Source organism: Kitasatospora sp. NPDC086801 (assembly GCF_044745805.1).
Classification (GTDB): domain Bacteria; phylum Actinomycetota; class Actinomycetes; order Streptomycetales; family Streptomycetaceae; genus Kitasatospora.
The window spans coordinates 12,705-38,755 of sequence record NZ_JBIVAX010000039.1; the positions used below are offsets into that span (position 1 = coordinate 12,705).

General features: G+C 73.3%; 26 protein-coding genes. 9 read left to right on the forward strand and 17 right to left on the reverse strand.

Annotated features, from left to right (window positions below):
* Nucleotides 1-51 precede the first annotated feature (51 nt).
* A complete protein-coding gene (locus ACIPLC_RS30090; RefSeq protein WP_400476177.1) occupies nucleotides 52-642 on the reverse strand; it encodes a lytic polysaccharide monooxygenase in 591 nt (196 codons plus the stop codon).
* Between the two features lie 211 nt (nucleotides 643-853).
* Entirely contained in the window at nucleotides 854-1,885 is a 1,032-nt protein-coding gene (locus tag ACIPLC_RS30095; RefSeq protein ID WP_400476178.1) for a medium chain dehydrogenase/reductase family protein, read from the reverse strand.
* A 133-nt stretch (nucleotides 1,886-2,018) separates the two neighbouring features.
* On the opposite strand from ACIPLC_RS30095, the gene ACIPLC_RS30100 reads away from it, so the two are divergent.
* Complete coding sequence (locus ACIPLC_RS30100; RefSeq protein WP_400476179.1) at nucleotides 2,019-2,720, forward strand: TetR/AcrR family transcriptional regulator; 702 nt, start codon at nucleotides 2,019-2,021, stop codon at nucleotides 2,718-2,720.
* A 122-nt stretch (nucleotides 2,721-2,842) separates the two neighbouring features.
* Here the strand turns inward: ACIPLC_RS30100 and ACIPLC_RS30105 are convergent, their stop codons facing one another.
* On the reverse strand, nucleotides 2,843-3,205 hold the full coding sequence (locus ACIPLC_RS30105; RefSeq protein WP_400476180.1) for a hypothetical protein: 363 nt from the start codon (nucleotides 3,203-3,205) through the stop codon (nucleotides 2,843-2,845).
* A 178-nt stretch (nucleotides 3,206-3,383) separates the two neighbouring features.
* The gene (locus tag ACIPLC_RS30110) at nucleotides 3,384-3,611 is read right to left on the reverse strand and encodes a hypothetical protein (RefSeq protein ID WP_063350359.1); all 228 of its coding nucleotides are present in this window, start codon (nucleotides 3,609-3,611) and stop codon (nucleotides 3,384-3,386) included.
* Nucleotides 3,612-4,048: 437 nt separating this feature from the next.
* Here ACIPLC_RS30110 and ACIPLC_RS30115 point away from each other — a divergent pair, with 437 nt between their 5' ends.
* Both ACIPLC_RS30115 and ACIPLC_RS30120 read left to right on the forward strand, forming a co-directional pair.
* Nucleotides 4,049-4,252, forward strand: coding sequence for a cold-shock protein (locus ACIPLC_RS30115; protein ID WP_063350360.1), 204 nt, complete (start codon nucleotides 4,049-4,051; stop codon nucleotides 4,250-4,252).
* 354 nt (nucleotides 4,253-4,606) lie between these two features.
* Nucleotides 4,607-6,052, forward strand: coding sequence for a DEAD/DEAH box helicase (locus ACIPLC_RS30120; protein WP_400476181.1), 1,446 nt, complete (start codon nucleotides 4,607-4,609; stop codon nucleotides 6,050-6,052).
* Between the two features lie 92 nt (nucleotides 6,053-6,144).
* Here ACIPLC_RS30120 and ACIPLC_RS30125 read toward each other — a convergent pair whose 3' ends face one another.
* Nucleotides 6,145-7,023: an alpha/beta fold hydrolase gene (locus ACIPLC_RS30125; protein WP_400476182.1), complete on the reverse strand. Its 879-nt coding sequence runs from the start codon at nucleotides 7,021-7,023 to the stop codon at nucleotides 6,145-6,147.
* 279 nt (nucleotides 7,024-7,302) lie between these two features.
* Here ACIPLC_RS30125 and ACIPLC_RS30130 point away from each other — a divergent pair, with 279 nt between their 5' ends.
* Nucleotides 7,303-8,286 carry a hypothetical protein gene (locus tag ACIPLC_RS30130; protein ID WP_400476183.1) on the forward strand — a complete coding sequence of 328 codons (984 nt, stop codon included), beginning with the start codon at nucleotides 7,303-7,305 and terminating at the stop codon, nucleotides 8,284-8,286.
* Between the two features lie 125 nt (nucleotides 8,287-8,411).
* Here ACIPLC_RS30130 and ACIPLC_RS30135 read toward each other — a convergent pair whose 3' ends face one another.
* Entirely contained in the window at nucleotides 8,412-8,822 is a 411-nt protein-coding gene (locus ACIPLC_RS30135) for a hypothetical protein (protein WP_400476184.1), read from the reverse strand.
* A 196-nt stretch (nucleotides 8,823-9,018) separates the two neighbouring features.
* Nucleotides 9,019-9,948, reverse strand: coding sequence for a glutaminase (locus tag ACIPLC_RS30140; protein ID WP_400476238.1), 930 nt, complete (start codon nucleotides 9,946-9,948; stop codon nucleotides 9,019-9,021).
* A gap of 332 nt (nucleotides 9,949-10,280) precedes the next feature.
* On the opposite strand from ACIPLC_RS30140, the gene ACIPLC_RS30145 reads away from it, so the two are divergent.
* Entirely contained in the window at nucleotides 10,281-12,374 is a 2,094-nt protein-coding gene (locus ACIPLC_RS30145; protein WP_400476185.1) for a HelD family protein, read from the forward strand.
* A gap of 49 nt (nucleotides 12,375-12,423) precedes the next feature.
* Here the strand turns inward: ACIPLC_RS30145 and ACIPLC_RS30150 are convergent, their stop codons facing one another.
* Nucleotides 12,424-13,125 carry a DUF3152 domain-containing protein gene (locus ACIPLC_RS30150; protein WP_400476186.1) on the reverse strand — a complete coding sequence of 234 codons (702 nt, stop codon included), beginning with the start codon at nucleotides 13,123-13,125 and terminating at the stop codon, nucleotides 12,424-12,426.
* Nucleotides 13,126-13,548: 423 nt separating this feature from the next.
* Between ACIPLC_RS30150 and ACIPLC_RS30155 the strand changes: the two genes are divergently transcribed.
* Nucleotides 13,549-13,764 carry a heavy-metal-associated domain-containing protein gene (locus tag ACIPLC_RS30155; protein ID WP_400476187.1) on the forward strand — a complete coding sequence of 72 codons (216 nt, stop codon included), beginning with the start codon at nucleotides 13,549-13,551 and terminating at the stop codon, nucleotides 13,762-13,764.
* 96 nt (nucleotides 13,765-13,860) lie between these two features.
* On the opposite strand, the gene ACIPLC_RS30160 is transcribed toward ACIPLC_RS30155, so the two are convergent.
* On the reverse strand, nucleotides 13,861-14,403 hold the full coding sequence (locus ACIPLC_RS30160; protein ID WP_400476188.1) for a DinB family protein: 543 nt from the start codon (nucleotides 14,401-14,403) through the stop codon (nucleotides 13,861-13,863).
* A 98-nt stretch (nucleotides 14,404-14,501) separates the two neighbouring features.
* Here ACIPLC_RS30160 and ACIPLC_RS30165 point away from each other — a divergent pair, with 98 nt between their 5' ends.
* Nucleotides 14,502-15,476 (forward strand): helix-turn-helix transcriptional regulator, encoded by a 975-nt coding sequence (locus tag ACIPLC_RS30165; protein ID WP_400476189.1) that lies wholly within the window; start codon nucleotides 14,502-14,504, stop codon nucleotides 15,474-15,476.
* A gap of 190 nt (nucleotides 15,477-15,666) precedes the next feature.
* Here the strand turns inward: ACIPLC_RS30165 and ACIPLC_RS30170 are convergent, their stop codons facing one another.
* Nucleotides 15,667-16,569, reverse strand: coding sequence for a LysR family transcriptional regulator (locus tag ACIPLC_RS30170; RefSeq protein ID WP_400476190.1), 903 nt, complete (start codon nucleotides 16,567-16,569; stop codon nucleotides 15,667-15,669).
* Between the two features lie 391 nt (nucleotides 16,570-16,960).
* Entirely contained in the window at nucleotides 16,961-17,710 is a 750-nt protein-coding gene (locus tag ACIPLC_RS30175; protein ID WP_400476191.1) for a dienelactone hydrolase family protein, read from the reverse strand.
* A gap of 167 nt (nucleotides 17,711-17,877) precedes the next feature.
* Here ACIPLC_RS30175 and ACIPLC_RS30180 point away from each other — a divergent pair, with 167 nt between their 5' ends.
* Nucleotides 17,878-18,225: a hypothetical protein gene (locus ACIPLC_RS30180; RefSeq protein WP_400476192.1), complete on the forward strand. Its 348-nt coding sequence runs from the start codon at nucleotides 17,878-17,880 to the stop codon at nucleotides 18,223-18,225.
* A gap of 29 nt (nucleotides 18,226-18,254) precedes the next feature.
* Here ACIPLC_RS30180 and ACIPLC_RS30185 read toward each other — a convergent pair whose 3' ends face one another.
* From ACIPLC_RS30185 to ACIPLC_RS30195, 3 genes are all read right to left on the reverse strand, one after another.
* Entirely contained in the window at nucleotides 18,255-19,160 is a 906-nt protein-coding gene (locus ACIPLC_RS30185) for an immunity 49 family protein (RefSeq protein ID WP_400476193.1), read from the reverse strand.
* A gap of 124 nt (nucleotides 19,161-19,284) precedes the next feature.
* On the reverse strand, nucleotides 19,285-20,103 hold the full coding sequence (locus ACIPLC_RS30190) for a maleylpyruvate isomerase family mycothiol-dependent enzyme (RefSeq protein WP_400476194.1): 819 nt from the start codon (nucleotides 20,101-20,103) through the stop codon (nucleotides 19,285-19,287).
* Nucleotides 20,104-20,189: 86 nt separating this feature from the next.
* Nucleotides 20,190-21,584 (reverse strand): aldehyde dehydrogenase family protein, encoded by a 1,395-nt coding sequence (locus tag ACIPLC_RS30195; protein ID WP_400476195.1) that lies wholly within the window; start codon nucleotides 21,582-21,584, stop codon nucleotides 20,190-20,192.
* 118 nt (nucleotides 21,585-21,702) lie between these two features.
* Here ACIPLC_RS30195 and ACIPLC_RS30200 point away from each other — a divergent pair, with 118 nt between their 5' ends.
* Nucleotides 21,703-22,152 carry a MarR family winged helix-turn-helix transcriptional regulator gene (locus tag ACIPLC_RS30200; RefSeq protein ID WP_400476196.1) on the forward strand — a complete coding sequence of 150 codons (450 nt, stop codon included), beginning with the start codon at nucleotides 21,703-21,705 and terminating at the stop codon, nucleotides 22,150-22,152.
* 33 nt (nucleotides 22,153-22,185) lie between these two features.
* Here ACIPLC_RS30200 and ACIPLC_RS30205 read toward each other — a convergent pair whose 3' ends face one another.
* The 3 genes from ACIPLC_RS30205 to ACIPLC_RS30215 all read right to left on the reverse strand — a co-directional run bounded on the left by ACIPLC_RS30205 (nucleotide 22,186) and on the right by ACIPLC_RS30215 (nucleotide 26,013).
* Nucleotides 22,186-23,538: an erythromycin esterase family protein gene (locus ACIPLC_RS30205; RefSeq protein ID WP_400476197.1), complete on the reverse strand. Its 1,353-nt coding sequence runs from the start codon at nucleotides 23,536-23,538 to the stop codon at nucleotides 22,186-22,188.
* 150 nt (nucleotides 23,539-23,688) lie between these two features.
* On the reverse strand, nucleotides 23,689-25,332 hold the full coding sequence (locus tag ACIPLC_RS30210) for an amidohydrolase (protein WP_400476198.1): 1,644 nt from the start codon (nucleotides 25,330-25,332) through the stop codon (nucleotides 23,689-23,691).
* A gap of 48 nt (nucleotides 25,333-25,380) precedes the next feature.
* On the reverse strand, nucleotides 25,381-26,013 hold the full coding sequence (locus ACIPLC_RS30215) for a TetR/AcrR family transcriptional regulator (protein ID WP_400476199.1): 633 nt from the start codon (nucleotides 26,011-26,013) through the stop codon (nucleotides 25,381-25,383).
* Between the last annotated feature and the right edge of the window lie 38 nt (nucleotides 26,014-26,051).

Here is a 26,051-nt window from a genome sequence, read left to right on the forward strand (position 1 = left end):
AGCGGGGTGTCGCGGTCAGGACCGTCGGAGCTGTCGGAGCCGTGAGAACCGTCAGAACTGGACGTCGGTGCAGGAGTAGAAGGCGTTGCCGGTGTCGGCGATGTCCCAGACCGCCACCACCACCTGGTGCCCGGTGCGCCCGCTGGGGAGGGTCGCGGTGTGGGTGGTCGTGGCGTCGGGCTGGCGGCCGTTGTAGGGGACGGTCAGGAAGGGGGTCAGGTCCAGGCTGGCCCGGGTGATCGGCTGGGAGGCGTCGTAACCGGGCTTGGTGAGGTAGTACTTGAAGTTCGTGGTGGAGTGCCGGGCCTCGATGTACCAGGTGAAGGTGAGCTGCTGGCCCGCCGTCACCCGGGTGGTCGGCCAGGCGCCGTTGTGCGGGTCGTCCAGCGGGGCCCAACGGGCGTCCCCGCCGGCGCAGATGGCGCCGTCGGCCGGGCCCCGGCTCGGGAAGCCCTTCGGGCCCTCGACGCTCTGCGGTTCCCACTGGATGTCGCCGCAGTCCCACGACACTCCGCCCGCGCCGCAGAGCGCGGACCGGCTCGGCGGCAGGTTGATGTAGCCGTGCGACTGGGCGGGCAGGGCCAGCACGAGCGGGAGCGCGATCGCGGCTGCGGCCGCGCCGGCGAGATGACGTTTGCGCATGGTGCTCCTCCGTGGGGGTGGATGGAGTGTGCGCCCGACGTAGGGCGCGCGCGTGGGGGCGCGGCCGAAGATCGTGGCATGCCTGCGTCAGGTCGGTGCTGACACCGTAGAAGCCCCCGTCCGGGCCGTCAATGGTCTGAACCATTGCCGTGTCCCCGTGTCTCCGTGGCCCCGTACGGCTGTGGGGCGCCCGGCACGTCGGTGTCGCGGTTCAGGGGGTCAGGACGATCTTGCCGCTGACGGTCCCGGACTCCGCCAGCCGCAGGGCCTCGGCGGCCCGGGCGAGCGGGAGTCGGGCGGCGATCCGGGCCGTGACGTCACCACGCGCCACGGCGGCGAACACCTGGGCGAGGTCGGACCGGAGCCGGGCGCGGAAGCGGTCCCGGCCGAGGGCGCGGCCGGCCCAGATGTTGTAGAAGTGGGCGCGGCGGCCGTTGGGCAGGGTGTTCCAGAGCCAGGTGCGGGCGAGGATCTTCAGTACGGGCCACTGCTTGGAGCCGGTGTCGTCGCGGGTGGAGGCACTGCCGTAGGCGACGAGCGTGCCGCCGGGCGCGAGCAGGTGCCAGGAGTCGATCACGCTGCGACCGCCGACGTGGTCGAACACGGCGTCCACCCCGCCGGGCGCCAGCTCCCGGACCCGGGCCGCCACGTCCTCCGTGCGGTAGTCGACCGGGGTCACGCCGAGGTCCCGCAGGGCGTCGTGGTGCCGGGCGGACGCCGTGCCGATCACCTGCACGCCGGCCGCGCGGGCCAGTTGGACCAGGACGGACCCCACCCCGCCGGCGGCGCCGTGCACCAGGACGCGCTGCCCGGCGCGCACCCGTGCCCGGCGGTGCAGCAGCTGCCAGGCGGTGATGCCGTTGACCACCACGGTCTCCGCCTCGGCCGCCGTGAGGCCGTCCGGGACGGGCACGGCGTCGGCGGCGTCGACGACCACGTGGCTGGCCCACCCGCCGACCTTGACCAGCGCGGCCACCCGCTGCCCGGCCAGCCCGGGGTCGACGTCCTCGCCGGTGGCCAGCACCCGGCCGACCAGGTCGTAGCCGGGGACGAACGGGAACGGCGGCTGGTCGTAGTACCGGCCGCGGCGCATCTGCTGCTCGGCGAACGAGACGCCGCTCGCCTCCATGGCGATCAGGACCTGCCCCCGGCCGGCCGTCGGCACGGCTCCGTGCCGGAGTTGCAGGCCCTCCGGCGTCACGATGCCCGGCAGTACGACCTGGACGAGGCGTTCGTTGGTCATGACGCCCTCCTTCTCGATAGATGCTGTCGCTGTCATTAGAAGTTATAACTCCAGGCGTCAGTGAGGGTCAAGAGGGAGAGTGATAGCCTCTAACGAAATAGTGGTGCCGTAGTCGTGAGACCTGGAGGCGGGCATGGGCGCGTCGGATGTGAGGACCCCCCGGGAGCGCTACCGCGCCCAGGTGCAGGAGGAGATCAAGGAACGCGCCTGGGAGCAGATCGCCACCGCCGGGGCCTCCGCCCTGTCCCTCAACGCCATCGCCAAGCGGATGGGCATGAGCGGCCCGGCCCTCTACCGGTACTTCGCCGGCCGCGACGAGCTGATCACCGAACTCGTCCGGGACGCCTACCGCAGCCTCGCCGACGCCTTCCAGGCCCGCGCCGCGGCCGGTACCGACCTCGACGGGCTGGCGCAGGCCCTGCGCCGGTGGGCCCTGGACGACCCCCAGCGGTACCTGCTGGTCTACGGCACCCCCGTGCCCGGCTACCGGGCGCCCGAGGACACCACCCGGATCTCCGGCGAGATCATGGCCGTCCTGCTCGACGCCTGCACCGCCGAGCAGTCGTCCGCGCAGCAGCCGCGCGCCGAGCAGTCGTCCGCGCCGCGGTCACCGGCCGGTTCGCCGTCGCCGTCCCCGTTCGACGCCCACCTCGCCGAACACCGGGCCTGGGCCGGGGAGCACCCGGCCCCGCCGTCGGTCCTCCGCCTCGCGCTCGCCGTCTGGACCCGGCTGCACGGCGTGCTCTCCCTCGAACTCGCCGGTCACTTCACCGGTATGGGCTTCGACCCCGCCGAGCTCTACGCCGCCGAGACCCGCTCCCTCACCGGCCGCTGACGGCGCGGCGCGGGCCTGCCGCGCCCCTGTTGTGGCGTGCCCGAACGCGCGGGCACGCCTTCGGATGCGCCGACGGGCCGCGGGTGGCGGCGCGGCGCCCGGGGCCCGTCGGGAGGCGGGCGTCAGGCGTCGGAGTAGCTGAGGTCGCCCACCGTCCAGCTGCTCACGTCCTCGATGGCGATGCGGTACATGCCGCCCGTGTGGGGCAACCCGAAGTCGCCCTGGAGGATCCGCGCCCGGTGGAGGTGCAGGTGCGTCGGCCGCGCGGGCACGGTCCCGGAGGGCGGGGAGAAGAGGGCGGCGAACGGCTTCAAGTGCTGTGAGGTGTGCAGGACTTCCGACACCCGCTCGAACCAGAGGGCCATCGGCGCGAGCCGACCGGTGATGACCGCTCCGGGGACCACCACGGTCAAGGACATCTGGTTGCTGTGCTCGGACTCCACCATGGCGGCGATGTCAACGAGGAGCTCATCAGAGTTCGACATGCACCCAGACTATTGCGCCGCAGGCCGCTTCGGTGGTGTCGTGCACGGTTCGGTGCAGGCCGGGCGCGTGACCGTGCGCACGGCCTGTCCTACGGCCTACGCACGGTCCGGCGTCCTGGGAAAGGTCTTGTGGATCTTTCCGGGGCCCGGGCCCTGGTGTCCCGGGGGAAGCCCCGGGTCAGAGCTTCCACATCTCGGCGTACGGAGGGGTGAGTCGCTCCTGGCGGGAGCCGAAGTCGACGAGGACCGCGATGTCGCTGCCGTCCTCGACGTCGACGACCCGGCCGAGGCCGTGCTTGTCGTGGGTGACCCGGTCGCCCGCGGCGAACCGCTTGCGGGGCACCTCGGCCGGGGCTTTGAAGGGACTGGTGGGCAGGTGGCGCCGGACTGCCGGTGATTTCGTCATCCCGATCAGTATGCTCCGAAAAACCGGGGAGTGGACCCTTCCGGAGGGCCGGAACCCCGCCGGGTGACAGTGCACCACCAGTCGGCCGGGGCTCACCGGCCCGCCCGGCCCGAAAAAATTCTCCGGCCGGCCGGTCCCCGCCGCCGACGCCCCAACTGCCGTGGCGGCACCTCCCGTTGCCGACCCCGCCGGCGGGGGAGCGCCGCCCGCGGGGGAGGGGCCGGAAAAGCCGGGTGCGGGATGTCCACCGCGGCGAGCCCGGGCCTGCTACAGTCGATTTAGTTGCAGTAGTGGTTCCCATGAACTTTGTGTGCGCCTGCTGATGTATTGCAGGCGCATTTTTTGTTTTCCGGCTCTTTCCCCGGCGGGTGCTCATCGCGGCGACTCGGCGTCCGCACGGTGCGGACTTCGTACAGTCTCTCGAAGGAGATTTTTTTATGGCTACTGGTACCGTGAAGTGGTTCAACGCGGAAAAGGGCTTCGGCTTCATCGAGCAGGAGGACGGCGGCGCTGACGTCTTCGCCCACTACTCGAACATCAACGCCCAGGGCTTCCGTGAGCTGCTCGAGGGCCAGAAGGTCGAGTTCGACGTCACGCAGGGCCAGAAGGGCCCGCAGGCCGAGAACATTCGCCCGCTGTAGTTCTCTGCCACGGCACTCGCCTGGTAGCGAGGGGCCCGCACCGTGCACTACGCCCGGTGCGGGCCCCTCGGCCGTTCCACCCCGATCGCCTCCGGCCGTCCTGGCCGCCAGGCCGCCCCGGCCGTACCGGGCCCTGTGGATCCGCCTTCGGCCGTCGTCCGCCGTCCCCGCGCGGGCCGTGTTGCGCCGACCGCGCACCGGCGCCCGCCCGTCGGCGGCTGCACCGTCCATGCCTCGCCCGGCCGCATCGTCCGCGCCCCCGCCCGGCACATTCTCCGGCCCGTTTCTTGCGATCTCCGCGCGCCCGCGCAGTGGAGCCTTCCTCGCGACGTGCCGTCATGAGGAAGGTTCCGTATGAACCGCTCCAATCGCTCGTCGCACCGCAGCCCGCACCGTCGCACCGGAGCCCCGAACCGGGCCCAGGGCCGCAGCTCCCAGCGGGAGTTCGAACTCCCGGTCAGCACCACCCCCGCCCTGCCGGCCGTCGAGTCGTTCGACGAACTGGACATGCCCGCGGCCCTGTTGAAGACGCTGACCCGTCAGGGCGTCACCTCGCCGTTCCCCATCCAGGCCACCACGCTGCCGAACTCGCTCGCCGGCCGTGACGTGCTCGGCCGGGGCCGGACCGGCTCCGGCAAGACCATCGCCTTCGGTCTGGCCGTGCTGGCCCGCACCGCCGCGCGTGCCGCCGGCCGCAGGGCCGAGCCGGGCAGCCCGCTGGCCCTGGTGCTGGTCCCCACCCGGGAGCTCGCGCAGCAGGTCACCGAGGCGCTCACCCCCTACGCGCACGCGGTGCGGCTGCGGATGGCGACCGTGGTGGGCGGGGTGTCGATCGGCCGCCAGTCCCAGGTGCTGCACCGGGGTGCCGAGGTCGTCGTCGCCACCCCCGGCCGGCTGAAGGACCTGATCCAGCGCGGCCACTGCCGACTGGACGACGTCGGCATCGCGGTCCTGGACGAGGCCGACCAGATGGCCGACCTCGGCTTCCTGCCGCAGGTCACCGAGCTGCTCGACCAGGTCTCCGTCGGCTGTCAGACGCTGCTCTTCTCGGCGACCCTGGATCGCAACGTGGACCGGTTGGTGCACCGCTTCCTCAAGGACCCGGTCACCCACTCGGTGGATCCGTCGGCCGGAGCTGTCACCACCATGGAGCACCACGTGCTGCATGTGCAGAACTTCGACAAGAACGCCCTGATCGTCCGGATCGCCGCCCGGGACGGCGGGGTGATCATGTTCACCGACACCCGGGACCGTGCCGACGCGCTGGTCGAGGACCTGCTCGCCAACGGGGTGAAGGCCGCGGCCCTGCACGGCGGCAAGTCCCAGCCCCAGCGCACCCGGACCCTGGAGCAGTTCCGCACCGGGCAGGTCACCGCGCTGATCGCCACCAACGTCGCCGCCCGGGGCATCCACATCGACGGCCTCGACCTGGTCGTCAACCTGGACCCGCCGATCGACCACAAGGACTACCTCCACCGGGGCGGCCGCACCGCCCGGGCCGGCGAGTCCGGCACCGTCGTGACCCTCGTCCTGCCCAACCAGCGCCGCCAGATGGCCCGGCTGGCGGCCACCGCCGGCATCGCCCCGACGGCCACCCGGGTCCACTCCGACGACGACGAGCTCGCCCGCCTCACCGGCGCCCGCGTTCCGACCGGTATCCCCGTGACGATCCCCGATCCGGTCGTCGAGCGTCCCCGCCGCTCCGCCCGTGGCGCCGCAGGCGGCGGCGGCCGTCGCCGTCCTGCCGGCGCTGCCGCCGCCCGTCATCCGCGCTCCGTGAGGTCCGCCGCGCGGTCCTGACCCGGTTCGTGCGGGCCCGGTGCGAACCGGCCCGGTACGACGGCCCCGTGCTCCTCGCCCCGACGGGCGGTGGAGAACGGGGCCGCTCGCGTTCAGGCCCGGGGCGGGCCGCCTTCCTCGGCGAGGAGGAAGTCGAGGGCCGGCCGGGTCTGGTCCCTGAGCAGGTGGCCGACCTCGGGGAGGAAGGTGACCGACACCCGGGGGGCGGCCCGCTGGAGCCGGCGGCGGGTGTCGTGGGAGTCGATGAGCCGGTCGCGGCCACCGATGGTGACCTGCACCGGCATGTCCAGGCCCGCCAGGTCGGCGTCGGTGACGACCGGCAGCTTCTCCCGCCGCGGCCGGAAGTGCCGGTGGATGAGCAGCACGTACGCGCCGAAGGTGCGTTCCTCGGCCGTGGGCCGGGCGGGGGTGGGGGTGGGGCCCAGGGCCAGCTTCAGCATCGTGCGCCGTCCCCACTCCCCGAACGGCAGCACGAACGGCGCGGCGACCAGCACCCCCCACTTCTGGCGGCCGATCCCGCAGGGGCAGCGCAGTGCCAGCCGCTCCACCCGCTGCGGGCGGCGGATGGCGTAGTCGAGGGCCAGCAACCCGCCCAGCGACGTCCCCACGAAGGCGGCGCGTTCGACGCGCAGCGCGTCCAGCACGTCGTCCAGCCACAGCGCGTGCGCGTCGGAGTGCAGTGCGGGGCGTACGGGGGCGCTCAGGCCGGGCTCGCCGATCACGTCGACGGCGTAGACGCGGAAGTGCCGGGCCCACAGGGCCACGTCGTCCGCCCACATCGCCGCGTTCGCCCCGGATCCGTGCAGCAGGACCAGGGGCGCCGCGTCCTCGGGGCCGCAGGCCAGGACGAAGGTCGACCCCTGTCGGGTGGGGACGTGCAGCCGTTCGGCGGGCACGGGCCAGCGCTCCAGGAGGGCGGTGTAGTGCCGGGCGAGGAGGCGGGCGCCCTCGTCGGAGGTGTAGATGGTCATTCCGTACTCCAGCTCGCTCAGTAGGTCGATTCCTATCCTTAAACTACCTTGATGAGGGAAGTGAAGGTGAATATAGGGAGTGATGGGGAAGGGTTGACTCCGTCTGGAGTCGCGTGGGCCAACCGGTCGCACGGAGGCCGGCCCCGTGTGGCGTCCGCCCTCCGGCCGTCCCAGCCTGGAGTCACCAGGCGGGCCCGCGGATCCGCCGGGTGCCTGCTTCCGCCCGCCCGCTGGCCGGTCGCGCGGCCCCACTACCAGCCCGCGAGGGCCAGGAGATCCATGAGCACCCTGACCAGGTTCGAGACGCCCGAGCCGAACGAGGACCAACTCGTGGCCGAGATGATCGAGGCCATGAACCGGCAGCAGGAGAAGGACTACCCGCCCGGCGCCACCGGCCGGGCCGCCCACGCCAAGCACACCGGGCTCGTGAAGATCACCTTCGCGGTCGAGCCCGACCTGCCGGCCAACCTGCGCGTCGGCGTCTTCGCCCGGCCGCACACCTACGAGGGGTGGCTGCGCTTCTCCAGCGGCAACGGCAAACCGCAGTCCGACGACGTCAAGGACCTGCGCGGCGCGGCCATCAAGCTGCACGACGTGCCCGGCGAGCGCATCCCGGAGAGCGACGAGCCCACCACCCAGGACTTCATCCTGCTCAACACCCCCGCCATCCCGCTCGGCACCGTCAAGCTGTTCCACGACGTCATCACCCTCGAACCGGCCAGGTTCGCCGCCAAGATGCTCACCAGCCACCCGCACGTCCTCGCCGGCCTGGCCAAGGCGGTCATCACCCCCACCTCACCCGCCGACATCCCCTACTGGAGCAACACCGCCTCGCTGCTCGGCCCCGACCAGGTCGTCAAGTACGCCCTCGTACCGACCTCGGCGTACACCAGCCCGGGGCGCGAGAAACACGAGGACCACTACCTCAGCGACCACCTCCAGGAGCACCTCACCCAGACCGACGCCACCTTCGACTTCATGGTCCAACTGCGCACCGACCCCGACACCATGCCCGTCGAGGACATCGCCGTCGAATGGAGCACGGACCGGGCCCCGCTGGTGAAGGTCGCCACCGTCACCGCCCCCCGGCAGGAGTTCCGCACCGCCGCCCGCAACCAGCTCGCCGAGGAACTCACCTTCAGCATCGCCCACGCACTCCAGGACCACCGGCCGATCGGCGCCGTCGCCCGCGCCCGCATCCGCATCTACGGCCAGATGGCCACCTGGCGCCAGCGGCGGGACCAGCGCACCAAGGCGATCTGACGCACCTGCGGGCCCGGAGCCGTGGCCGGGCGCGGGCCCTGGTCCGGCCGGGTTCCGGACCGGCCGCCGTGGAACGACTCCGGCCCGGCCGCCGTGGGGGCGACCGGGCCGGGAGGCGGGACGGCTCAGGAACGCTTGGGCGGCAGCACGGCCAGGGCGAGGAGGACCACCAGGACACCACCGCAGGCGCTCCAGAAGCCGTTCTCCAGATCGCCGATCCCGAGGGAGAGCGGCTTCAGCTCCCGGCCCTTCTGGTACACCCAGAGCACGCCGGTGACCACCGCGACCACGGCGGCCAGGAGCAGGCCCGGGCGCGAGCGCACCAGCAGCGCCAGCACCGCGATCGCCGCGGCGACGGCCAGCAGCAGGAACATCGACATGCCGGTCGACGTGGTGCGGGTGGGCGACATGCCCCGGAACAGGTCGGCGACCGGCACGGACCTCGGATCGCTCTTCGCGTACCAGGGTTGGAACGAGCTGAGCACCAGCCCTGCCGCGCCGGCCAGGGCCAACAAGCTTGCTACGGCGGTTCGCATGGGACGGGACCCCCACTTTCCTCTTGGTCGTGTTCCTCATGGCCGGCCGATCGTCGTCGCGATCGGCACCCCCGCCTGGAGCATGCCATGGACGACCGGCCGGTCGGTGCCCAACAGTCGGATCAACGCCAGAAGTTGGGCGACGGCCGAGGTACGGTGCGCGAGCCCGTCGAACGCCGGGGCGGCAGTCGGCGGGTCAGAAGATCGAGCAGCCGGAGAGGGTGGTCAGGGCGTCCAGGGCGGTGACCGCGGCCACCGAGTTGCCGGCCTGGTCCAGCCGGGGGCCCCAGGCGCAGACCGCGGCCCGCCCGGGCAGTATGGCGAGGACGCCGCCGCCCACGCCGCTCTTGCCCGGCAGCCCGACCCGGAAGGCGAACTCGCCCGCCGCGTCGTAGGTGCCGCAGGTGAGCAGGACGGCGTTGACGCGCTTGGCCTCGCTGCGCGACATCAGCCGGGTGCCGTCGGTGCGCACCCCGTAGCGGGCCAGGAAGGAGCCGGCCAGGACCAGGTCCCGGCAGCTGGCGGACACCGCGCAGTGCGCGTAGTAGTGGTCGAGGACGGTCTCGACCGGGTTCTCCAGGTTGCCGTGGCTGGCGATGAAGTGGGCCAGGGCGGCGTTGCGGTGGCCGTGCTCGGCCTCCGACGCGGCCACGACCGGATCGGTGTCGAGCAGCGGGTTGCCGGACTCCCGGCGGAGGAACTCGCGGACCGCCCCGGCGGCGTCGCCCGTCATGGTCTGCAGGCGGTCGGTCACCACGAGCGCGCCGGCGTTGATGAACGGGTTGCGCGGGATGCCGTGCTCGCTCTCCAGCTGCACCAGCGAGTTGAACGGGTTGCCGGACGGCTCCCGCCCCACCCCGCGCCAGACCGTGTCCCCGCCGTGTGCCAGCGCCAGCGCCAGCGTGAACAGCTTCGAGACGCTCTGGACGGAGAACGGCCGCTCCCAGTCCCCGATCCCGTACAGCTCGCCGTCGACCGTGGCCACCGCCATGCCGAACGCGTCCGGATCCACCGTGGCGAGGGCCGGGATGTAGTCGGCGACGTGCCCCTGGCCGCCGGTCGCCCGCGCGGCCGCCGCGGCGGCGTCCAGCAGCAGCCGGTAGTCGAGGCTCTCTCCGGCGGGCATACCGTTCAACGCTGTTCCTCCATGAGCACGATCAGGACCACGACCTGGTCCGATACAGGATTATCCGTGCTCCGGCATGCGCGGATGAGCACCGAGGGCGAGGTCGGCGCCCGCGGGAGGGGCGGCCGGGGAGGCCTCGGGCGCTCGTCGATCCCCGAACCCCGCCCAAAACACAACTCGGTCATTCTCTTAACTGGGTTCAGTTATGCTGCTCCGTGCGCACGTGCTCCGTGCGCACGTGCTCCGTGCGCACGTGCTCCGTGCGTACGTGCTGCGGGCGCACGGCCGGGCGGAACCGGTGGCAGGGAAGTGGCGGGGAAAGGGGTGCGGCGATGGCGGGAGACCTCCGGCGCGCGGACGGCGAGCGGAAGGCGGCCGGTCTCGACGGGGAGCTGGAAGGCGAACGGGCCCATGTCGAGGCCTGCCGGGCGGCACTGGCCCGGCAGGTCGAGGACGCGGACCACCAGGTCGTCGCCGCGGAGGACGTCTCCGGCGACGGTGCCGGCGCGGAGGCCCTCGGCCGCTACCTGCGGACCCGGGCCCGGCGGATGCGGGAACTGCCGCTGAGCCCGGCGTTCTTCGGCCGGCTCGACTTCGACGACGCCCCGGAGACCGGCGACCACCGGCGCCAGCGCTACCACGTGGGCCGCCGCCGGATCTCGGCCGACCCGGCCGCGCCGCCGCTGGTGATCGACTGGCGGGCCCCCGTCTCCCGGGCGTTCTACCAGGCGAGCGCCGACCGGCCGCTCGGCCTCGCGAGGCGACGGCGCTTCGGCTGGGCGCCGTCGAGCCCCGGCGTGCCCGAGGACCTCACCGGCCTGGAGGACGAGTACCTGAGCCGCGCCGAGGCGCGGGGCGGGCGGCGAGGCGCCGGCGGCATCCTCACCGCCGAGATCGAACGCCCACGGACCGGGCCGATGCGTGACATCGTCGCCACCATCCAGCCCGAGCAGGACGCGCTGGTGCGCGGCGGGCTGACCGAGTCGGTGTGCGTCCAGGGCGCGCCGGGCAGCGGCAAGACCGCCGTCGGCCTGCACCGCGCCGCCTACCTGCTCTACACCTTCCCCCAGCGGATCCAGCGCGGTGGCCTGCTGGTCGTCGGCCCGAACCCGACCTTCCTGCGCTACATCGCCGAAGTCCTGCCCGCGCTCGGCGAGATCGACATCGCCCAGTGCACCGTCGAGGACCTGGTGGCCACGCACCCCGTCCAGGCGGACGACGACGAGCGGGCCGCCGTGGTCAAGCAGGACGCCCGGATGGCGGCCGTGCTGCGCCGGGCGCTGTACGGGCGGGTCGGCGCGACCGGCTCCGAGGCGTTGGTCGTCCCGGACGGCTCCTACCGCTGGCGCGTCCCGGCGGACGAACTGGACCGGATGGTCGCCGAACTGCGCGAGCAGGACGCGCCGTACGCGATCGGCCGGGAAAACCTCCGCACCCGGGTGGTGGCCGCACTCCAGGACCGGGCCGAGCGGCGGTCCGGGATCAAGGGTGGAGCCTGGCGGACGAGGATCGGCCGCTGTCGGCCGGTGGCGGCCTTCCTCGACGCGGCGTGGCCCGCGCTGCGCCCGGAGGCGGTGCTGGCGGCCCTGCTCGGTGACCCCGCCGTCCTGGCCGAGGCCGCGGACGGCCTGCTCGCCCCGGCCGAGCAGGCGGCGATCCGCTGGCACCGGCCGCCGCGCTCGCCGAAGAGCGCACGCTGGTCCGGGCACGACCTGCTGCTGCTCGACGAGGTGGCCGGGCTGATCGAGCGGCCGGCCGGCTTCGGCCACGTGGTGGTCGACGAGGCGCAGGACCTCTCGCCGATGCAGTGCCGGGCGATCGCCCGCCGCAGTGCCTTCGGTTCGCTCACCGTCCTCGGCGACCTCGCGCAGGCGACCGCGCCGTGGTCGGCGCGCAGCTGGCCCGAGCAACTGGCCCACCTGGGCAAGCCGCAGGCGGCCGTGGTCCCGCTGACCACCGGTTTCCGGGTGCCGGCGGCCGTGCTGGCCCTGGCCAACCAACTGCTCGCCGCGCTGGACGTGGGAGTCCCACCGGCCCGCTCGCTGCGCCAGGACGGCGAACTGACGGTACATCAAGTCGGTGACCCGGGGCGGGCGGTGGTGGAGGTGGTGCGCGGCGCGCTGGAGCGGGAGGGGTCGATCGCGGTCATCGCCGCGGACGCGGAGGCCCCGGGGGCCGCCTCGGCACTGCGGGAGGCCGGGGTGGCGGCCGCGTCGGCGGCGGAGGTCGGCACCCCGGCGCGGGTCACGGTGCTACCGGCCTCGCTGGTCAAGGGACTTGAGTACGACCATGTGATCGTGCTGGAGCCCGCCGCCATCGTCGAGGCCGAACCGCGCGGCCTGCACCGCCTCTATGTGGTCGTGACCCGGGCGGTGTCCCGGCTGGACGTACTGCACGCCCGTCCGCTGCCGGCCGCCTGGTCCTGACGCCAGCCGGGCGGCCAGGCGGCCGGCCGCGGACGGGAGGGGCGGGCCGTCAGGGAGCGGAGGTGGGGGCCTGGACGGGCGGGCCGGTGAGCAGGGCGCCGGTGTCGGAGTAGGGCCAGCCGTTCGGGACACAGCCGTGCAGGCCCTTGATCTGCTGCATCATCACCGGTGCCGGCGCGCCGGCGCCCGGGCAGTCGACGTGGCCGTGGCCGAGGATGTGGCCGACCTCGTGGTTGACGGCGAGCGCGTGGTAGAGCTCGGGCTTGCCGACGTAGAACTCCGACAGCTCCGTCCAGCGCTTGAGGTTGATGACCACTTGGTGGCCCACACCGCAGTTCACCGTGCCGCCGGTGTCCAGGCCGTACTGGCCGCAGATCCGGTCGGTGGTCTCCGGGGTGGCCAGGTAGACGGTGAAGTCCACCGGGTCGGCGGGCATGCGCTGGAAGGACGCGGTGCCACCGGCGGCCCAGCCGTACTGGACGTTCCCGAGGACCGCGTCGACCTCGGCGGCGAACTGCCCGGGGCTCTCGGCGAGCCCGTTCTCCGCCCGCACCTTGTAGCGGTACAGGTGCTCGCCGGTGCCGAAGCGGGGCGAGCCGCCAGCGGCCGTGGTGAACTCCATCGGCTTCTGCCCGTCGCCCGGGGCCCACGGGTGCCACCACAGCAGGCCGGCGGTCACGGCGCCGGCCACCACCAGGGCGAGCGCGCCGTGCCAGAGCCGCCAGCGCCGGAATCCGGTGAACCTCCTCATCGGCCGCCCCCGGTCGCGAGGTGAGCCCTCGTTCCGGCGGTCTGGTCGGGCCCGGTGGGCCCGCCGGGTATGGAGGTGTGGGGCGTCGGGCTGGACATGGCGGTGAACGGCTCCTGGGCGGGTTCGGTCGGGATCAGACGAGTCTAGGCGGAGTTCGGACGGGCTCGGTCATGACGGGGGAGGGTCATATAGGGAGGAACGGGTGAAAGCGGGCCGCCAGTTCAGCCGGTCGACGGCGGCCCGTCGGTCGCGCGGCCCGATCGGTTCCCGGAACCACTCGAAGGTGCCACCCGTGCGGCGTGTCCCTCGGTGTCGGCGGCGCTTTCCGCTGTGGTGGTGCACGTTGATCACCGGCCGCGTCCGAGCGGGCCCGGCCGGGCTTCCCCACCCACCCACCCATCTCACCTCACCGGAGGCACCGTCATGTCCATCACCACCGTCCTCACCGTCGACGGCATGAGCTGCGGCCACTGCGAGAAGACGGTCAGCGCCGGGCTGGCCGCCCTCCCCGGCGTCACCGGCGTCAGCGCTGACGCGCCGACCGGCTGCGTCACCGTGGTCTCCGCGCAGCCGCTCGACGACGCCGTGCTCCGCAGCGCGGTCGGCGGGGCCGGCTTCACCTTCGTCGGCCGGGGCTGACCCGCCCCCGGCAACCGGTCGAGGGGGAGGGGCGGCCCGGGGCCTGTCCGGCGGATCCGCCGGACAGGCCCCGGGCGCCCAGGCCGTCCACCGGCGTCAGCCCATGCTCTTCGCGCCGTCCAGGGCCTCGCGGATGATGTCGGCGTGGCCCGCGTGCTGGGCGGTCTCGGCGACGATGTGCATCAGCACCCGGCGGGCCGACCACTCGGCGTCGGCCTCGAACCAGGGGGCCTTCGGCAGCGGCTGGGTGGCGCCCAGGTCGGGGAGGGAGGCGATCAGGTCGTCGGTGCGGCGGGCCACCTCGGCGTACTCGGCCAGGACGCCGGCCAGCGTCTCGCCGGGCAGCAGGCGGAACTCGTCCGCACGGCGGGCGAAGTCGGCCTCGGTGAAGCTGCTGAAATCGGGCATCGCGGACGGGCCTTCCACGATGAAGGCCACCCAGAACCGTTCGACCGCGCTCACGTGCTTGATCAGGCCGCCCAGGCACAGTGCGCTGACGGTGGTCCGCAGGGCGGCCTGCTCGTCGGTGAGGTCGCGGGTGGTGAAGCGCAGGAAGTGCCGCTGCTTGGCCAGGGCCGCCAGCAGGTCGGCGCGCTCGCCGGTGGTGGTGCTGTTGTTCGGGGTCGCGGTGCTGGTCATGGTGTGGCCTTCCGTTCGGTTCCTGCTCCTTCGGACAAGGTCCACGCTAAACGCGATAGCGGCCACTTTCTGGCCTGAATTCCGGGATGATCGGAGTCATGGCGAACACCAGCACCCGGACGCTGCGACTGCTCTCCCTGCTCCAAACCCACCGTTACTGGCCGGGCGAGGAACTGGCCGACCGGCTCGGGGTCTCGATCCGCACCCTGCGCCGCGACATCGACCGACTGCGCGAACTCGGCTACCCCGTGGAGGCGCAGCGCGGCGTCGACGGCGGCTACCAACTCGCCGCGGGTGCCGCCCTGCCCCCGCTGGTGATCGACGACGAGGAGGCGGTCGCCCTGGCCGTGGGCCTGCAGGCCGCCGCGGAGAGCCCGGTGGAGGGCATCGCCGAGGCCTCGGTGCGGGTGCTGGCCAAGGTGGTGCAGGTGATGCCCGCCCGGTTGCGGCGCCGGGTCGAGGCGCTGCGCGCGGTGACCGTACCCGTCGGCGGGGGCGCCCCGGCCGGGCCGGGCGTCGACCCGGACCGGCTCACCGTGGTCGCGCTGGCCTGCCGGGACACCGAGCGGCTGCGCTTCTCCTACACCGCCGCCGACGGCCGGCACGCCGAACGGGACGTCGAACCGCACCGGCTGGTCTGCCTGCACCGCCGCTGGTACCTGGTCGCCTACGACCTCGACCGGCAGGACTGGCGCACCTTCCGGCTCGACCGGCTCAGCGCGCCGCAGGGCGGCGGCGTCCGGTTCGGGCCCCGTCCGCTGCCCGCCGCCGACGCCGCGGAGTTCGTCCGGGCCGGTCTTCACGGCGTGCCCCGCCCGTACCGGGTGGCGGCGCTGGTGGACGCCCCGGCCGCGACCGTCCGCGCGCGGGTCGGCCGGTGGGGCACCGTCGAGGAGGTCGACGGTGGGCGCTGCCGCCTGGAGATGACCGCCGACTCGCTGGACTGGCCGGCCATGGCGCTCGGCTCGCTCGGCGCGGACTTCCGCGTCCTCGGCCCGCCCGAACTGCTCGACCTCGTCGAGGAGTGGGGCGCGCGGTTCACCCGGGCCGCGCGCGGCGGGGCGGGGGAGTAGGGCACTGGAGCAGGGCGCCAGTGCAGGGCGCCAGTGCAGGGCGCCAGTGCAGGACGGTCGGAGCAGGACGTCGGAGCAGGACGTCGGAGCAGGACGTCGGACGGGCCGACTTCTCGTGCAGGCGGACCTGCGCGGGCGGCGACGTGCTCACGGGCGGTCGGACCTGCTGAACCGGGCCGTCCGGGGAGGTTCAGTCCGTCGGGGGCCGGCGGGCGCAGTGCTCGGCGACGGTGTCGGCGAAGGCGCGGGCCAGCGGCGAGAGGGTGTCCCAGCGGCGGACGGCCCAGCCGGCGGTGAGAACGGGCAGCGCGGGCAGGGGCAGCAGCCGCAGGCCGGGGTGGCCGGGGCCCTGCCACTGCGGCAGGGCGGGGACGACGGCGTGCCCGAGGCCCAGTTCGGCCAGCAGGATCGCCGTGTCCCAGTCCGCGACGCTGGTGTCGAAGACCGGCCGGATGCCCGACTTGCCCAGCCAGGAGTCGAGTTGGGACCGGGACACCGAGTTCTGCGGCAGCCCGATGAGCCGGGTGTCCTGAAGGTCGGCCGGTTCGAGGCGTCGCCTGGCCGCCAGGGGGTCGCCGGCGGCGACGGCGAGCACCCAGGGCAGCTCGACGACCGGCCGCTGCTCGATCCCGCGCACCGGGGTGCCGAGGGTGATCCAGGCCAGGTCGACCCGGCCTGCGGTGAGTGCCTCGAAGCAACTGCGGCTGGAGACCTCGGTCTGGAACTCCAGGCTGACCAGCGGGAAGCGTCGGCGGTAGTCCACGACGGCGGCCGACATGAAGTGCCGGATGCTGGTGGCCCCGGTGGTGATCCGCACCGATCCGCCCTCGCCGCGGGCGAGTTCACCGATGCTGCGCAGCGCGTGGTCGATGCCGCCCAGGCCGGTGGCGACCGCCGACTGGAGGAGCCGGCCGGCCTTGGTGGGTACCACCCCTCGGGGGTGCCGCTCGATCAGGGTCAGGCCCAGCTCCCGTTCGAGCCGCTTCACGTGCTGGCTGACGGCGGACTGGGTGCACGACAGGTCGCGGGCGACGGCGCTGAGCGAACCGGCCCGGCAGACCGCGGCGAAGACGCGGAGGTCGTCAAGGGTCACGGGGATCCAAGGTAGCGCTTGGAGGTTCCCCAGCAAACCGGTGGATTGACTTGGGTGTTCGGCAGGATTGATCATCGCTGTAGGGCCCAGGGCGGCAACCCGTCCGTTGCCTTCGCCGCGTTCCGGACGCACAGGCGGGGGCACGGCGGGTGCCGACCCGCACCGCAGGACTACCTGACGCCGCGGACCTCCCCGTGCGCGTACTACGGCGTGATCGCGATGGAATGCGTGGACGAGCGAAAGACCTGGTGCAGCTGATGGCCGACCGGAACTCCGGGCTCTGACCGAGGCTGCACGGATCGAGTCCGTTGACGTCCCGACGGCCGGGTCATCCGATCGGACGACCCGGCCGTCGGGCCCTGTGCCGGTACGGCGTTCTCGGGCCGGAGCCTCAGGTGTTGGCGAGGGTGCGGTCGAGGAGGGGGAGGAGACGGTCCCAGTGGTGCTGCAGTGCGGTGGGGTTGAAGGCGTCGGTGTCGGACATGGTGAAGCCGTGGACGGTGCCGGGGTAGATCTCGATGGTGTGGTCGACGCCTGCGGTGTCCAGGGCCTGGTTGAGCTCGCTGATGGTCTCGGGCGTCATGTCGTTCTCGGCGAGGCCGAGGTGGACTTCGGCGGTGAGCTGGGGAACGAGGCGGTGCGGGCTGTCGGGCGCGTCGGTGACCAGGAATCCGGGGTGGAATCCGGCGACGGCGGCGACCTGGTCGGGGTGGGCCGTCGCGGTGCGCATCGCCAGGACGGCGCCGAAGCAGTAGCCGATCGCGGCGACCGGTCCGGCGCTGACCTCGGGCTGGGCGGTGAGGAACCGGAGGTAGGCGTCGGCGTCGCGCAGGATGCGGTCGGTGGTGTGCGCCTCGATCAGGGGCATCACTTTCGCGATGACGGCGGGCCGGTCCTCTTCTCCGATGCGTGCGGGAAGTTCGAGCACCGGTGCCGGGCCGTGCCGGTAGTAGAGGTTGGGGACGAGTACGTAGTACCCGTGCTCGGCCAGTTCGCGGGCCATCTCCTCCAGCACGGGCCGCAGGCCGAAGGCGTCCGAGTACAGCAGCACCCCCGGGTGTCGCCCGCCACGGTCGGGGAAGGCGGCGAAAGCGTCGGCCTGGCCGTCCGGGGTGGGAATCCGCAGTGTCTTGGTGGGCATGATCGTCCTTCCGTGGAGTTCACTCAGCCAGCGTTCGTCACACTAACGTCTTCGCCGCACGCCGCTCGCGTGCTTCTTCACGCCGGTGACGATTCGCGTACGTAGCCCTACCGTTGGCCGTGATCGCGGGTCGCGCCCGGCGCCCCGGTGCGCACAGGAGGTCCATCATGCGACGCCTCGTCACGACGATCGGTACTCTCATCGCCGCAGGGGCGGTGGCCGTGGCCGTCCCCACGTCCGCCCAGGCCGCCACGGGCACTCTGACGTTCTACAACGTGATCTTCCACGACGGGTCGGGCAGCGGCCCGGGCGTGCCGTATCTCAACCCGGACCCCGGCTGCTACGAGGTGCCGAGGGAGGCACACGGGCCGCTGTCGGGCGTGAACAACGCGACGGACAGCACCGTCCGCTTCTACTGGGGAGAGGACTGCACCGGCGGGTCGGCGTTCAGCGTGTCGGCCGGCCGTTGGGTCAGGTTCAACTCGCGCCCGCGCTCCTTCACGGTCGAGAGCTGACCTGAGTCGAGAGCTGGTCTGAGGGGCGGTCAGAGCTCCGGGGCCTGTATGAGCCCCGTCGGGAGGTAGCCGGAGGAGGTGCCGAGCTGCCAGCCGTGCGCCTGGACGGCGAGTGCGGCCAGGGCGATGGGGAGGACCGGGAGCAGGCTGCGCGGGGCCGCGTCCGGAGCGCTGCTCTCGCGGTGCTGGTCGAGGCGGGCGGCGAGGGCCTGCTCGAAGGCCGTCCGGTCGTCGTCGAGCAGGACGCGCAGCAGCTGCTGGTCCGGCGTGAGCCGGCCGGAGGCGTCCAGCGCCCGGGCGGCGGCGGTGCGCTCCTCGGTGTCCGGCTTGCGCAGGGGGACGGGGCCGGGGGCGACCCAGGGTGAGATGGCGGTCGGCACGACGTGGAGGTAGGAGCAGAGCGCGTCCAGCTCGGCGAGACTCGCCGGGTCGGAGGTCGAGTCCAGGTCCGAGTGGGGCAAGCCGTTGCGGACCGAGGGCGCGTAGTCGTCCTTCAGCAGTGGGCCGAGCATGCGGTGGCGTTCCCAGATCAGGCCGCTGATCACGCACATCGCGAAGGCGTCGACCCAGGTGGCGGCCGTGGGGGCGAAGTCGATGGTGTCGCCGAAGCGGTTCTCGTCGCTGGTCAGCGTCTCGCCGATGAACGGGAAGGGGACCTCGAAGTCGCCGCGCGGGAAGCAGCCGAGGGACAGCACGCCGAGGGAGCACTCGGCCGCGGTCTCCAGGGTGATGCGGGCGGGGTGGCCGCTGAGCGGCTGGTCCTCCAGGGTGAGCGCGCCGATGTGGTCGAGGAGCTCCTCGCCCATCGTCCGGATCTCCTTGATGGCCAGGCGGCCGTAGTGGATCCGGTACCAGCAGGTGAGGACCCGGTCCTGGATGCCCTCCAGCGCCTGGGTGATCCGCTGGGGTGCGACCTGGTGGCGCGTGACGTTCACGATCTGATGCGGCCCTTCCTTGATCGTCTGCTGACGGAACGGCACGCTAGCACCGGCCACTGACAGCCGATCACCCGTACGGGCGAGGGGCGATGGCCTGGCCGCCGCTCCTCGCCCGGGCCGGTCAGAACGCCGAGTTGGCGAACCAGTGGGCGAGCAGTTCCTCGTCCCCGCGCAGGTCGAGGCGGGCGGAGGCCCGGTCGAGTCGGCCGTAGAGGAGCAGCAGCAGATCGGCGGCGCTCGCGCGGACGGTCGCGTCGGCCTCCGGGCCCGTGCCGCCAGGGCCCGCGCCGTCCGGGCCCGCGCCGTCCGGGTCCGGGCTGGCCAGGTCGAGCCCGAAGCCGTCGGGCCGCAGGCGGATCAGCCAGTCACCGCCGGCGGGGGTGGCGCCGCCGTCGGTGCGGGTGAAGCGGATGGTGCGGTCCGCGCCGCGCAGTTCGGCGGTCCCGGGGGCGAAGAAGGCGGCGAAGGGCAGGTTGGTGAGGAACTCGGACACCCCGTCGGCGGCCAGCTCCGGGTCGATCACCGGGGTGCGTCCGAGGGCGAGTTCCGCGTCGGCGCGGTGCACCAGGGTCTCGAACAGCATCCGCCGGACCCAGAAGCGGGCGTGCTGGTCGGCGCCCCAGGCCCACATCGGGGCGTCGAGGTCGGTTTCCGCGAACGCGGCGCCGGCCTCGGCCGCCGCCTCCGCCAGCCAGGCGGGGTAGCCGTCCGGCCCGGCGGGCAGCCGCAGGTCGACCTCGCGGCTGCGGGGCGGCTGCTGGATCCGCTGCCGGAGCAGCACGGTGAACCAGCGCTGCACACTGCCGGTGTGGCGGGTGAGGTCGGTCAGTGTCCAGCCGGGGCAGGTGGGCACCGGGGTGGTCGGGTCGGCGTCCCGGAGGGCGGCGACGAGGCGGGCGGTCTCCGTGGCGACGGCGGCGCCGTGGTCGATGGTGGTCATGAGGGTGCTCGCTCGGTGTCGGGGTGGAGGGGAGGGGCGGGGAGGGGAGGGGAGGGGAGGGGAAGGAGGGAGGAGGGGCGCAGCGGTCAGGCGAGGGGCTTGTCGACGACGGCCTTGGCGTGGCTGAAGGTGTCGATGGAGTACTCGCCGTGGTAGCGGCCCATGCCGCTCTCACCGACGCCGCCGAACGGCAGCTCGGGCATGGCCAGGTGGGAGACCGGCAGTCCGAAGGCGAGCGCGCCGGAGGAGGTCTCCTCGGTCAGCCGCTGCTTGGTGTGCTCGGACTCGGTGAAGGCGTAGAGGGCGAGCGGCTTGTCGCGCTCGTTGATGAAGGCGATCGCCGCGTCGAGGTCGGGCACGGCGACGATGGGGAGGATCGGGCCGAAGATCTCCGCCCGCATCACGGGGGCCTCGGGGGAGACGTCGGCGAGGACGGTCGGGGCGAGGTAGCGGTCGGCGCGGTCGTGGGTGCCGCCGGTGACGGTCCGGCCGTCGCCGAGCAGCGCGGTGAGCCGGTCGAAGTGGCACTCGTTGACGATCCGGCCGTACGCGGGGCCGGCCGCCGGGTCGTCGCCGTACAACTCCCGGACGGCTTCGGCCAGGTGGGCCTCCAGCGCGGGCGCGCTCGCGCCGATGGCGAGGACGTAGTCGGGGGCGACGCAGGTCTGGCCGGCGTTGAGGAACTTGCCCCGGGCGATCCGGCGGGCGGTGACCGCGAGGTCGACGCCGGGTTCGACCACGACGGGGCTCTTGCCGCCGAGCTCCAGGGTGACCGGGGTCAGGTGCCGGGCGGCGGCGGTCATGACGATCCGGCCGACCGTGCCGTTGCCGGTGTAGAAGATGTGGTCGAAGCGCTGCTCCAGCAGCGCGGTGGTCTCCGGGACGGCGCCCTCGACGACCGCGACGGCCGCCGGGTCGAGGTAGCGCGGGAGCAGCCGGGCGAGTGCGGCGGAGGTCGCGGGGGCGAGCTCGCTGGGCTTGAGGACGGCCGCGTTCCCGGCGGCCAGCGCGCCGACCAGCGGGGCCAGGGCGAGCTGGAGCGGATAGTTCCAGGGCGCGATGATCAGCACCACGCCGAGCGGGTCGCGCACCACGCGGGCCGCGGCGGGCTGGAAGACCTCGGGCACGGCGGCGGGCTTCGGCCGCAGCCACTGCTCCAGATGGGCGACGGTGTGGTCGAGCTCGTTGAGCGTGAAGCCGATCTCGGTGCGGTAGGCCTCGGCGGTGCTCTTGCCGAGGTCCTCGTGCAGGGCCTGGAGGAACGCCTCGGACTGCTCGGTGAGCAGCGAGCGCAGTGCTGCCAGCTGGGCCTGGCGCCAGGCGAGCGGCTTGGTCCGGCCGGTGTCGAAGGCGGCGCGCAGGCGGGCGACCGTGGCGGCGGCGTTCTCCGGGGCGGCGTTCTCCGGGGTGGCTTCGGGAGCGGCGGTGTCCGGAGTGGCGCCTGGAGTGGCTTCCGAGGCGGCGTCGGGGGTGTGGCTCATGAGGGCTCGTGGTCCTTCCAGGTGGCTTGAGGTCGTCGATGGTTTATGACCTCAAGCATTCGTGGACGGTAAACCTCAATGGTTGAGGATGTCAAGCAATCTGCCTATGCTCGATACCGTGCACCAGAACCCCCGGCCGGACCCACCGGCCACGCCGGGCGAGCTGATGGATCAGCTCGCCCGGGTGGCCGCCGCTTACTACCGCCACTTCGCCGCCGCCGCCTCCGGGCACGGGCTGACCCTGATGCAGGGCAAGACCCTCAGCCTGCTGACCCGGCCGCGTTCCATGCGCGCCCTCGCCGGCCTGCTGTCCTGTGACGCCTCCAACGTCACCGGCATCGTCGACCGGCTGGAGGGCCGTGGCCTGGTCCGCCGCGAACCCGACCCGGTCGACCGCCGGGTCAAGAACATCGCCCTGACCGACCAGGGCGAGCACACCGTCCGGCTGATCCGCGCCGACCTGATGTCCGGCCTGACCGCGCTGGAGCGGTTCTCCGACCAGGACCGGACCGCCCTGGGCGCGCTGCTGGACCGGGCCTTCCCGGACACGGCCGCCCCATCGGCCTGAGGCGGGCCGGCCCATCGCGCCCGCCGGCCGGGCTCAGAGCTTGTCGGCCTCGCGGACCTGGTGGAGGTGGACGAGGGCGTCGTAGGCCCGGCCGAGGGCGAGGGTGGGCAGCGGGTCCTTCTCGAACGTGGAACCGGCCTCGTAGACCGGCCGGGCGGTGTCCAGCCAGTTGCGGACCGTGCGCGGGGCCGTGCGCAGGTCGACGTAGTAGTCCTGGCCGCGGACTTGGTCCAGGGTGTACTCGTTCATGTCGGGCGTGGCCGGGGGCACGGTGGTCTTCTCCCAGTCGGTGCCGAGGGCGGCGCCCATGGTGAGGAAGGAGCCCCGGTCGAAGGTGAACCCGATGTTCAGGTACTCCGGGCCGAAGGCGTCGCGCAGGAAGGCGCCCTGTGTCTTGGGGTACATCTCGGGATTGCTGGCCAGGTAGCCGACGTGCCCGTTGTGCGCCGAGAGCAGGATCCGGTCGCCGGTACGGCGCTGCCACCACGCGGTGTTGTCGGCCATGGCCTGGTCGCGGAGGAGTTCCGAGGCGGTCACCGAGGCCGGGTCGGCGAGGTCGAAGGTGGCGAAGGCGAAGGTCTGGGCGATGATGCGGGCGTGCTGCACGGCCCACTCGTACTCCTCGCCGCCGGCGCCCCTGGCGGCGGTGACCAGGTCCAGCGCCTGCTGCGCCTTGGCGGCGTTCTCCTTCCGCTCGGCCACCGGCCGCTGGATGTACGCGATGGTGTCGTCGAGCGGGCGCAGGCCCGCGTACAGCCCGTCCACACGCGGCAGGGCGTCGGGGTCGGCCTTGCGCAGGTAGGCGTCGACCCGGGCGAAGACCTCGTCGCCGAGCCTGGGGGCGCCGACGTCGTCGCCCAGGAAGTGGACCGGGCGCTGGGGGTGCTGGCGGTTGTACTCGCGCATCCAGCTGATCAGGCTGACGAACTCCTCGCGCTCCCAAGGTGATTGGCCCAGGGCATCCTTGACGATCTGGCGGGCGTCACCCCCGCCGCCGCCCTGGAGGTACCCGTCGATCTTCAGGCCCGCCGACCAGCTCATCTCCAGGGCGAAGGTGGTGAAGCCCTTCTCCTCGACCAGGTAGCGGAAGACCCGCTCCTTCATGGCGAAGAACTCGTGCGAGCCGTGCGTGGCCTCGCCGAGGCCCACCACCTTGGCGTCCCCGACCATCGCGCCGAGCGCCCGCAGGTCGCCGGTGCGGCCGCCGGGCTCGGTCGACCGCAGCGGGTGCGCGGCCCGCTCCAACGCGCGGACCACCGTGCTCCGTTGGCCGTCCGCCGCGGGGGCGGCGGAGGCCGCCGGGGCCAGCAGGGCGGCGGTGGCGGCCGCCGCCGTCACCGCGATCAGTCCGCGTCGGCCGATCCGCCGCCTGTTCGCCGTCGTCATGATTGCTCCTCAACGTTGTTATCCCGAAAGCTCGGTGAGAAGATCATCGGCCGAGGTGGGGGCGCGGCGCGCTGGGGCCGGCCGCCGGGTTTCCCGGGGGGATAACCCCCGGTTCACGCGCGGGCGGGGCCCTGGCCCCACCCGCGCGGGTCAGAGCGCGGCGGCGCGGTGCGTCGGGCGGCCGTCCAGGACGGTGAGCAGCACGGGGACGTCCGGCAGCTCGGTGGCGGGGGTGGTGAGCGGGTCGGCGGCCAGGACGGTGAGGTCGGCGCGGTGCCCGACGGCGATCCGGCCCGCCCGCTCCTCCTCCCCGGCGGCGTGTGCGGCGTTGACGGTCATCGCCCGCAGCGCCTCCAGGGCGGTGAGCGCCTGTCCGGGGTTGTGCGGCGGCTGGGTCAGGTCGCGGCTCGGGCGGCGGTGGCGGGCGCCGGCCATCACACCGAGCGGAGGGTAGGGCGCGATCGGCCAGTCCGAGCCGAATACGACGGTGGCGCCCGCGTCCCACAGGTCGCGGCACCGCCAGGCGCGGTCAGCGCGCTCCTCGCCGAGGCGGCGGGACCAGTTGTCGGTGTGGTCGGCCCGGGTGAAGTCGCAGCAGTGGGTGGGCTGCATGGAGGCGATCACGCCCAGCTCGGCGAAGCTCCGCACGACGGAGTCCGGGACGGTCTCGATGTGCTCGATCCGGTGCCGGACCGGGCGAGCCCCGGCGGCGGTCGGCCCCGGGCCCTGTGCCGAGGCCTCGGCCACGGCGTCGAGCGCGTGGCGGACGGCGGCGTCGCCGATGGCGTGGGTGGCGGTCGGCACACCGGCGCGGTGCAGGTGGGCGATGACGCGGGTGTACTCCGCCGGGTCGGGCCAGAACGCGTGGGTGGACTCGCCGTGGCAGTCCGGGCGTTCCAGCCAGGCGGTGCCGTTGTCGATCGTGCCGTCCATGAACAGCTTGACGCCGTCGACCCGCCAGAGCCGGCCGCCCCGGCGCTGCTGCTCGACGAGCGCGCGCAGCCCGTCCGCGTCCACCCCGGGCTGGCACCAGGGGGCGACCCGCAGCCGCAGCGGCAGGTCGCCCGCCTCGTCGAGTTCGGTGTAGAGGTCGAGGCTGTCGCCGTTCGCGTCCATCGCGTGGCCGCCGGTGAGGCCGGCCGCGGCCATGGCGGACAGCGCGGCGGCCAGGCGGTCGCGGCGTTCGGCCCGGGTGGGCTGCGGGGCGGCGCGTTCGACCAGTTCGCAGGCGGCGTCCTCCAGCAGCAGGCCGGTGGGCCGGCCGGCCGCGTCGCAGACCACCTCGGCGGCCTGGGCGAAGCTGCGGGGGCCGTCGACGCCGGCGAGTTCCAGGGCGCGCGGGCTGGCGAGCATGGAGTGGGCGTCGAAGAGCTGGAGCAGCGCCGGGACGCCGTCGAGGACGGGGGCGAGCGCGGCGGACTCCACCGGCCGGTCGCCGAAGACGTTCGGGTCCAGGCCCCAGGCGTGCAGCCAGGCGCCGGGGGCGAGGGTGCGGACCCCGGCGGCGAGGGCGGCGCGGACCCCGGCGAGGTCGGTGCAGCCGGAGAGATCGAGGCCGTGGGTGAGTTCGGCGCCGGTGACCGGGTGCAGGTGCCCGTCGACCAGCCCGGGGGTGACGACGGCGCCCTTCAGGTCGATCACCGTGGTGGCGGCGTCGGCGAGTCGGCGGATCTCCCGGTCGTCGCCGAGGGCGGCGATCCGGCCGTCGGCGACGGCCAGGGCGGTCTGCGGGAGGGGATCGCCGGTCGCCGGGTCGAGCAGGCGGGCGGACAGGAGGACGAGGGAGGTGCGCACAGCGGCTCCAGCGGTGGTGCGGGGTGGGGGAGTCGTGGGGTGGAGGGGTCAGTCTTTCCAGGTGAGGGCGCCGTCGGGCAGGCCGAGTTCACGTTCGGCGGTGGCCACGGCGAGCCGGGTGACGGCGGACGGGTGGTTGCGCAGACCGGTGTTGGCGTGGACGGCGAGGCCGTCGATCACGACCAGAATCTGAAGAGCCGTCACATCGACGTCCTCGGTGCGGAATTCGCCCTGGGCGACGCCCGCTTCGACGACGCCGCTGAGCCGTCCGCGCCAGCCGGCCTCCTGCTCCAGGACCCGCTCGCGCAGGACGGGCCGGTAGCGGCTGAGGTGGCGGGCGTTGATCCAGAGTCGGCTCATGTCGTCGTAGGCCGGCCCGGTGGCGCGGGCGAAGAACCGCGCGAGGTGGTGCAGCGGCGACCCGTCGGGCGGGTCGGCGGGCAGCAGCGTCTCCAGTTCGGTGGTGGCGGCGCTGCCGAAGGCTTCGGCGACGAGATCCTCGACGGCGGGGAAGTAGTGGCTGATCAGGCCGGGTCGGACGTCGAGCTGCTCGGCGATCCTGCGCAGCGTGATGCACTCCAGGCCCTCGGTGAGGGCGACGGCGGCCGCCGCCTCGACGATCTCCGCCCGCCGGTCTTCGGGGGACTTGCGGACCCGTTTGCGCTGAACGCTTGACGTCATGTGCCGGATGCTATTGAGTGTGCGACCAATAAGCAAGC

Bases quoted from the DNA above. Each gene is read 5' to 3' on its own strand.
- ACIPLC_RS30090 (WP_400476177.1), bottom strand. From the start codon at position 642: ATGCGCAAACGTCATCTCGCCGGCGCGGCCGCAGCCGCGATCGCGCTC.
- ACIPLC_RS30095 (WP_400476178.1), bottom strand. From the start codon at position 1,885: ATGACCAACGAACGCCTCGTCCAGGTCGTACTGCCGGGCATCGTGACG.
- ACIPLC_RS30100 (WP_400476179.1), top strand. From the start codon at position 2,019: ATGGGCGCGTCGGATGTGAGGACCCCCCGGGAGCGCTACCGCGCCCAG.
- ACIPLC_RS30105 (WP_400476180.1), bottom strand. From the start codon at position 3,205: ATGTCGAACTCTGATGAGCTCCTCGTTGACATCGCCGCCATGGTGGAG.
- ACIPLC_RS30110 (WP_063350359.1), bottom strand. From the start codon at position 3,611: ATGACGAAATCACCGGCAGTCCGGCGCCACCTGCCCACCAGTCCCTTC.
- ACIPLC_RS30115 (WP_063350360.1), top strand. From the start codon at position 4,049: ATGGCTACTGGTACCGTGAAGTGGTTCAACGCGGAAAAGGGCTTCGGC.
- ACIPLC_RS30120 (WP_400476181.1), top strand. From the start codon at position 4,607: ATGAACCGCTCCAATCGCTCGTCGCACCGCAGCCCGCACCGTCGCACC.
- ACIPLC_RS30125 (WP_400476182.1), bottom strand. From the start codon at position 7,023: ATGACCATCTACACCTCCGACGAGGGCGCCCGCCTCCTCGCCCGGCAC.
- ACIPLC_RS30130 (WP_400476183.1), top strand. From the start codon at position 7,303: ATGAGCACCCTGACCAGGTTCGAGACGCCCGAGCCGAACGAGGACCAA.
- ACIPLC_RS30135 (WP_400476184.1), bottom strand. From the start codon at position 8,822: ATGCGAACCGCCGTAGCAAGCTTGTTGGCCCTGGCCGGCGCGGCAGGG.
- ACIPLC_RS30140 (WP_400476238.1), bottom strand. From the start codon at position 9,948: ATGCCCGCCGGAGAGAGCCTCGACTACCGGCTGCTGCTGGACGCCGCC.
- ACIPLC_RS30145 (WP_400476185.1), top strand. From the start codon at position 10,281: ATGGCGGGAGACCTCCGGCGCGCGGACGGCGAGCGGAAGGCGGCCGGT.
- ACIPLC_RS30150 (WP_400476186.1), bottom strand. From the start codon at position 13,125: ATGAGGAGGTTCACCGGATTCCGGCGCTGGCGGCTCTGGCACGGCGCG.
- ACIPLC_RS30155 (WP_400476187.1), top strand. From the start codon at position 13,549: ATGTCCATCACCACCGTCCTCACCGTCGACGGCATGAGCTGCGGCCAC.
- ACIPLC_RS30160 (WP_400476188.1), bottom strand. From the start codon at position 14,403: ATGACCAGCACCGCGACCCCGAACAACAGCACCACCACCGGCGAGCGC.
- ACIPLC_RS30165 (WP_400476189.1), top strand. From the start codon at position 14,502: ATGGCGAACACCAGCACCCGGACGCTGCGACTGCTCTCCCTGCTCCAA.
- ACIPLC_RS30175 (WP_400476191.1), bottom strand. From the start codon at position 17,710: ATGCCCACCAAGACACTGCGGATTCCCACCCCGGACGGCCAGGCCGAC.
- ACIPLC_RS30180 (WP_400476192.1), top strand. From the start codon at position 17,878: ATGCGACGCCTCGTCACGACGATCGGTACTCTCATCGCCGCAGGGGCG.
- ACIPLC_RS30190 (WP_400476194.1), bottom strand. From the start codon at position 20,103: ATGACCACCATCGACCACGGCGCCGCCGTCGCCACGGAGACCGCCCGC.
- ACIPLC_RS30195 (WP_400476195.1), bottom strand. From the start codon at position 21,584: ATGAGCCACACCCCCGACGCCGCCTCGGAAGCCACTCCAGGCGCCACT.
- ACIPLC_RS30205 (WP_400476197.1), bottom strand. From the start codon at position 23,538: ATGACGACGGCGAACAGGCGGCGGATCGGCCGACGCGGACTGATCGCG.
- ACIPLC_RS30215 (WP_400476199.1), bottom strand. From the start codon at position 26,013: ATGACGTCAAGCGTTCAGCGCAAACGGGTCCGCAAGTCCCCCGAAGAC.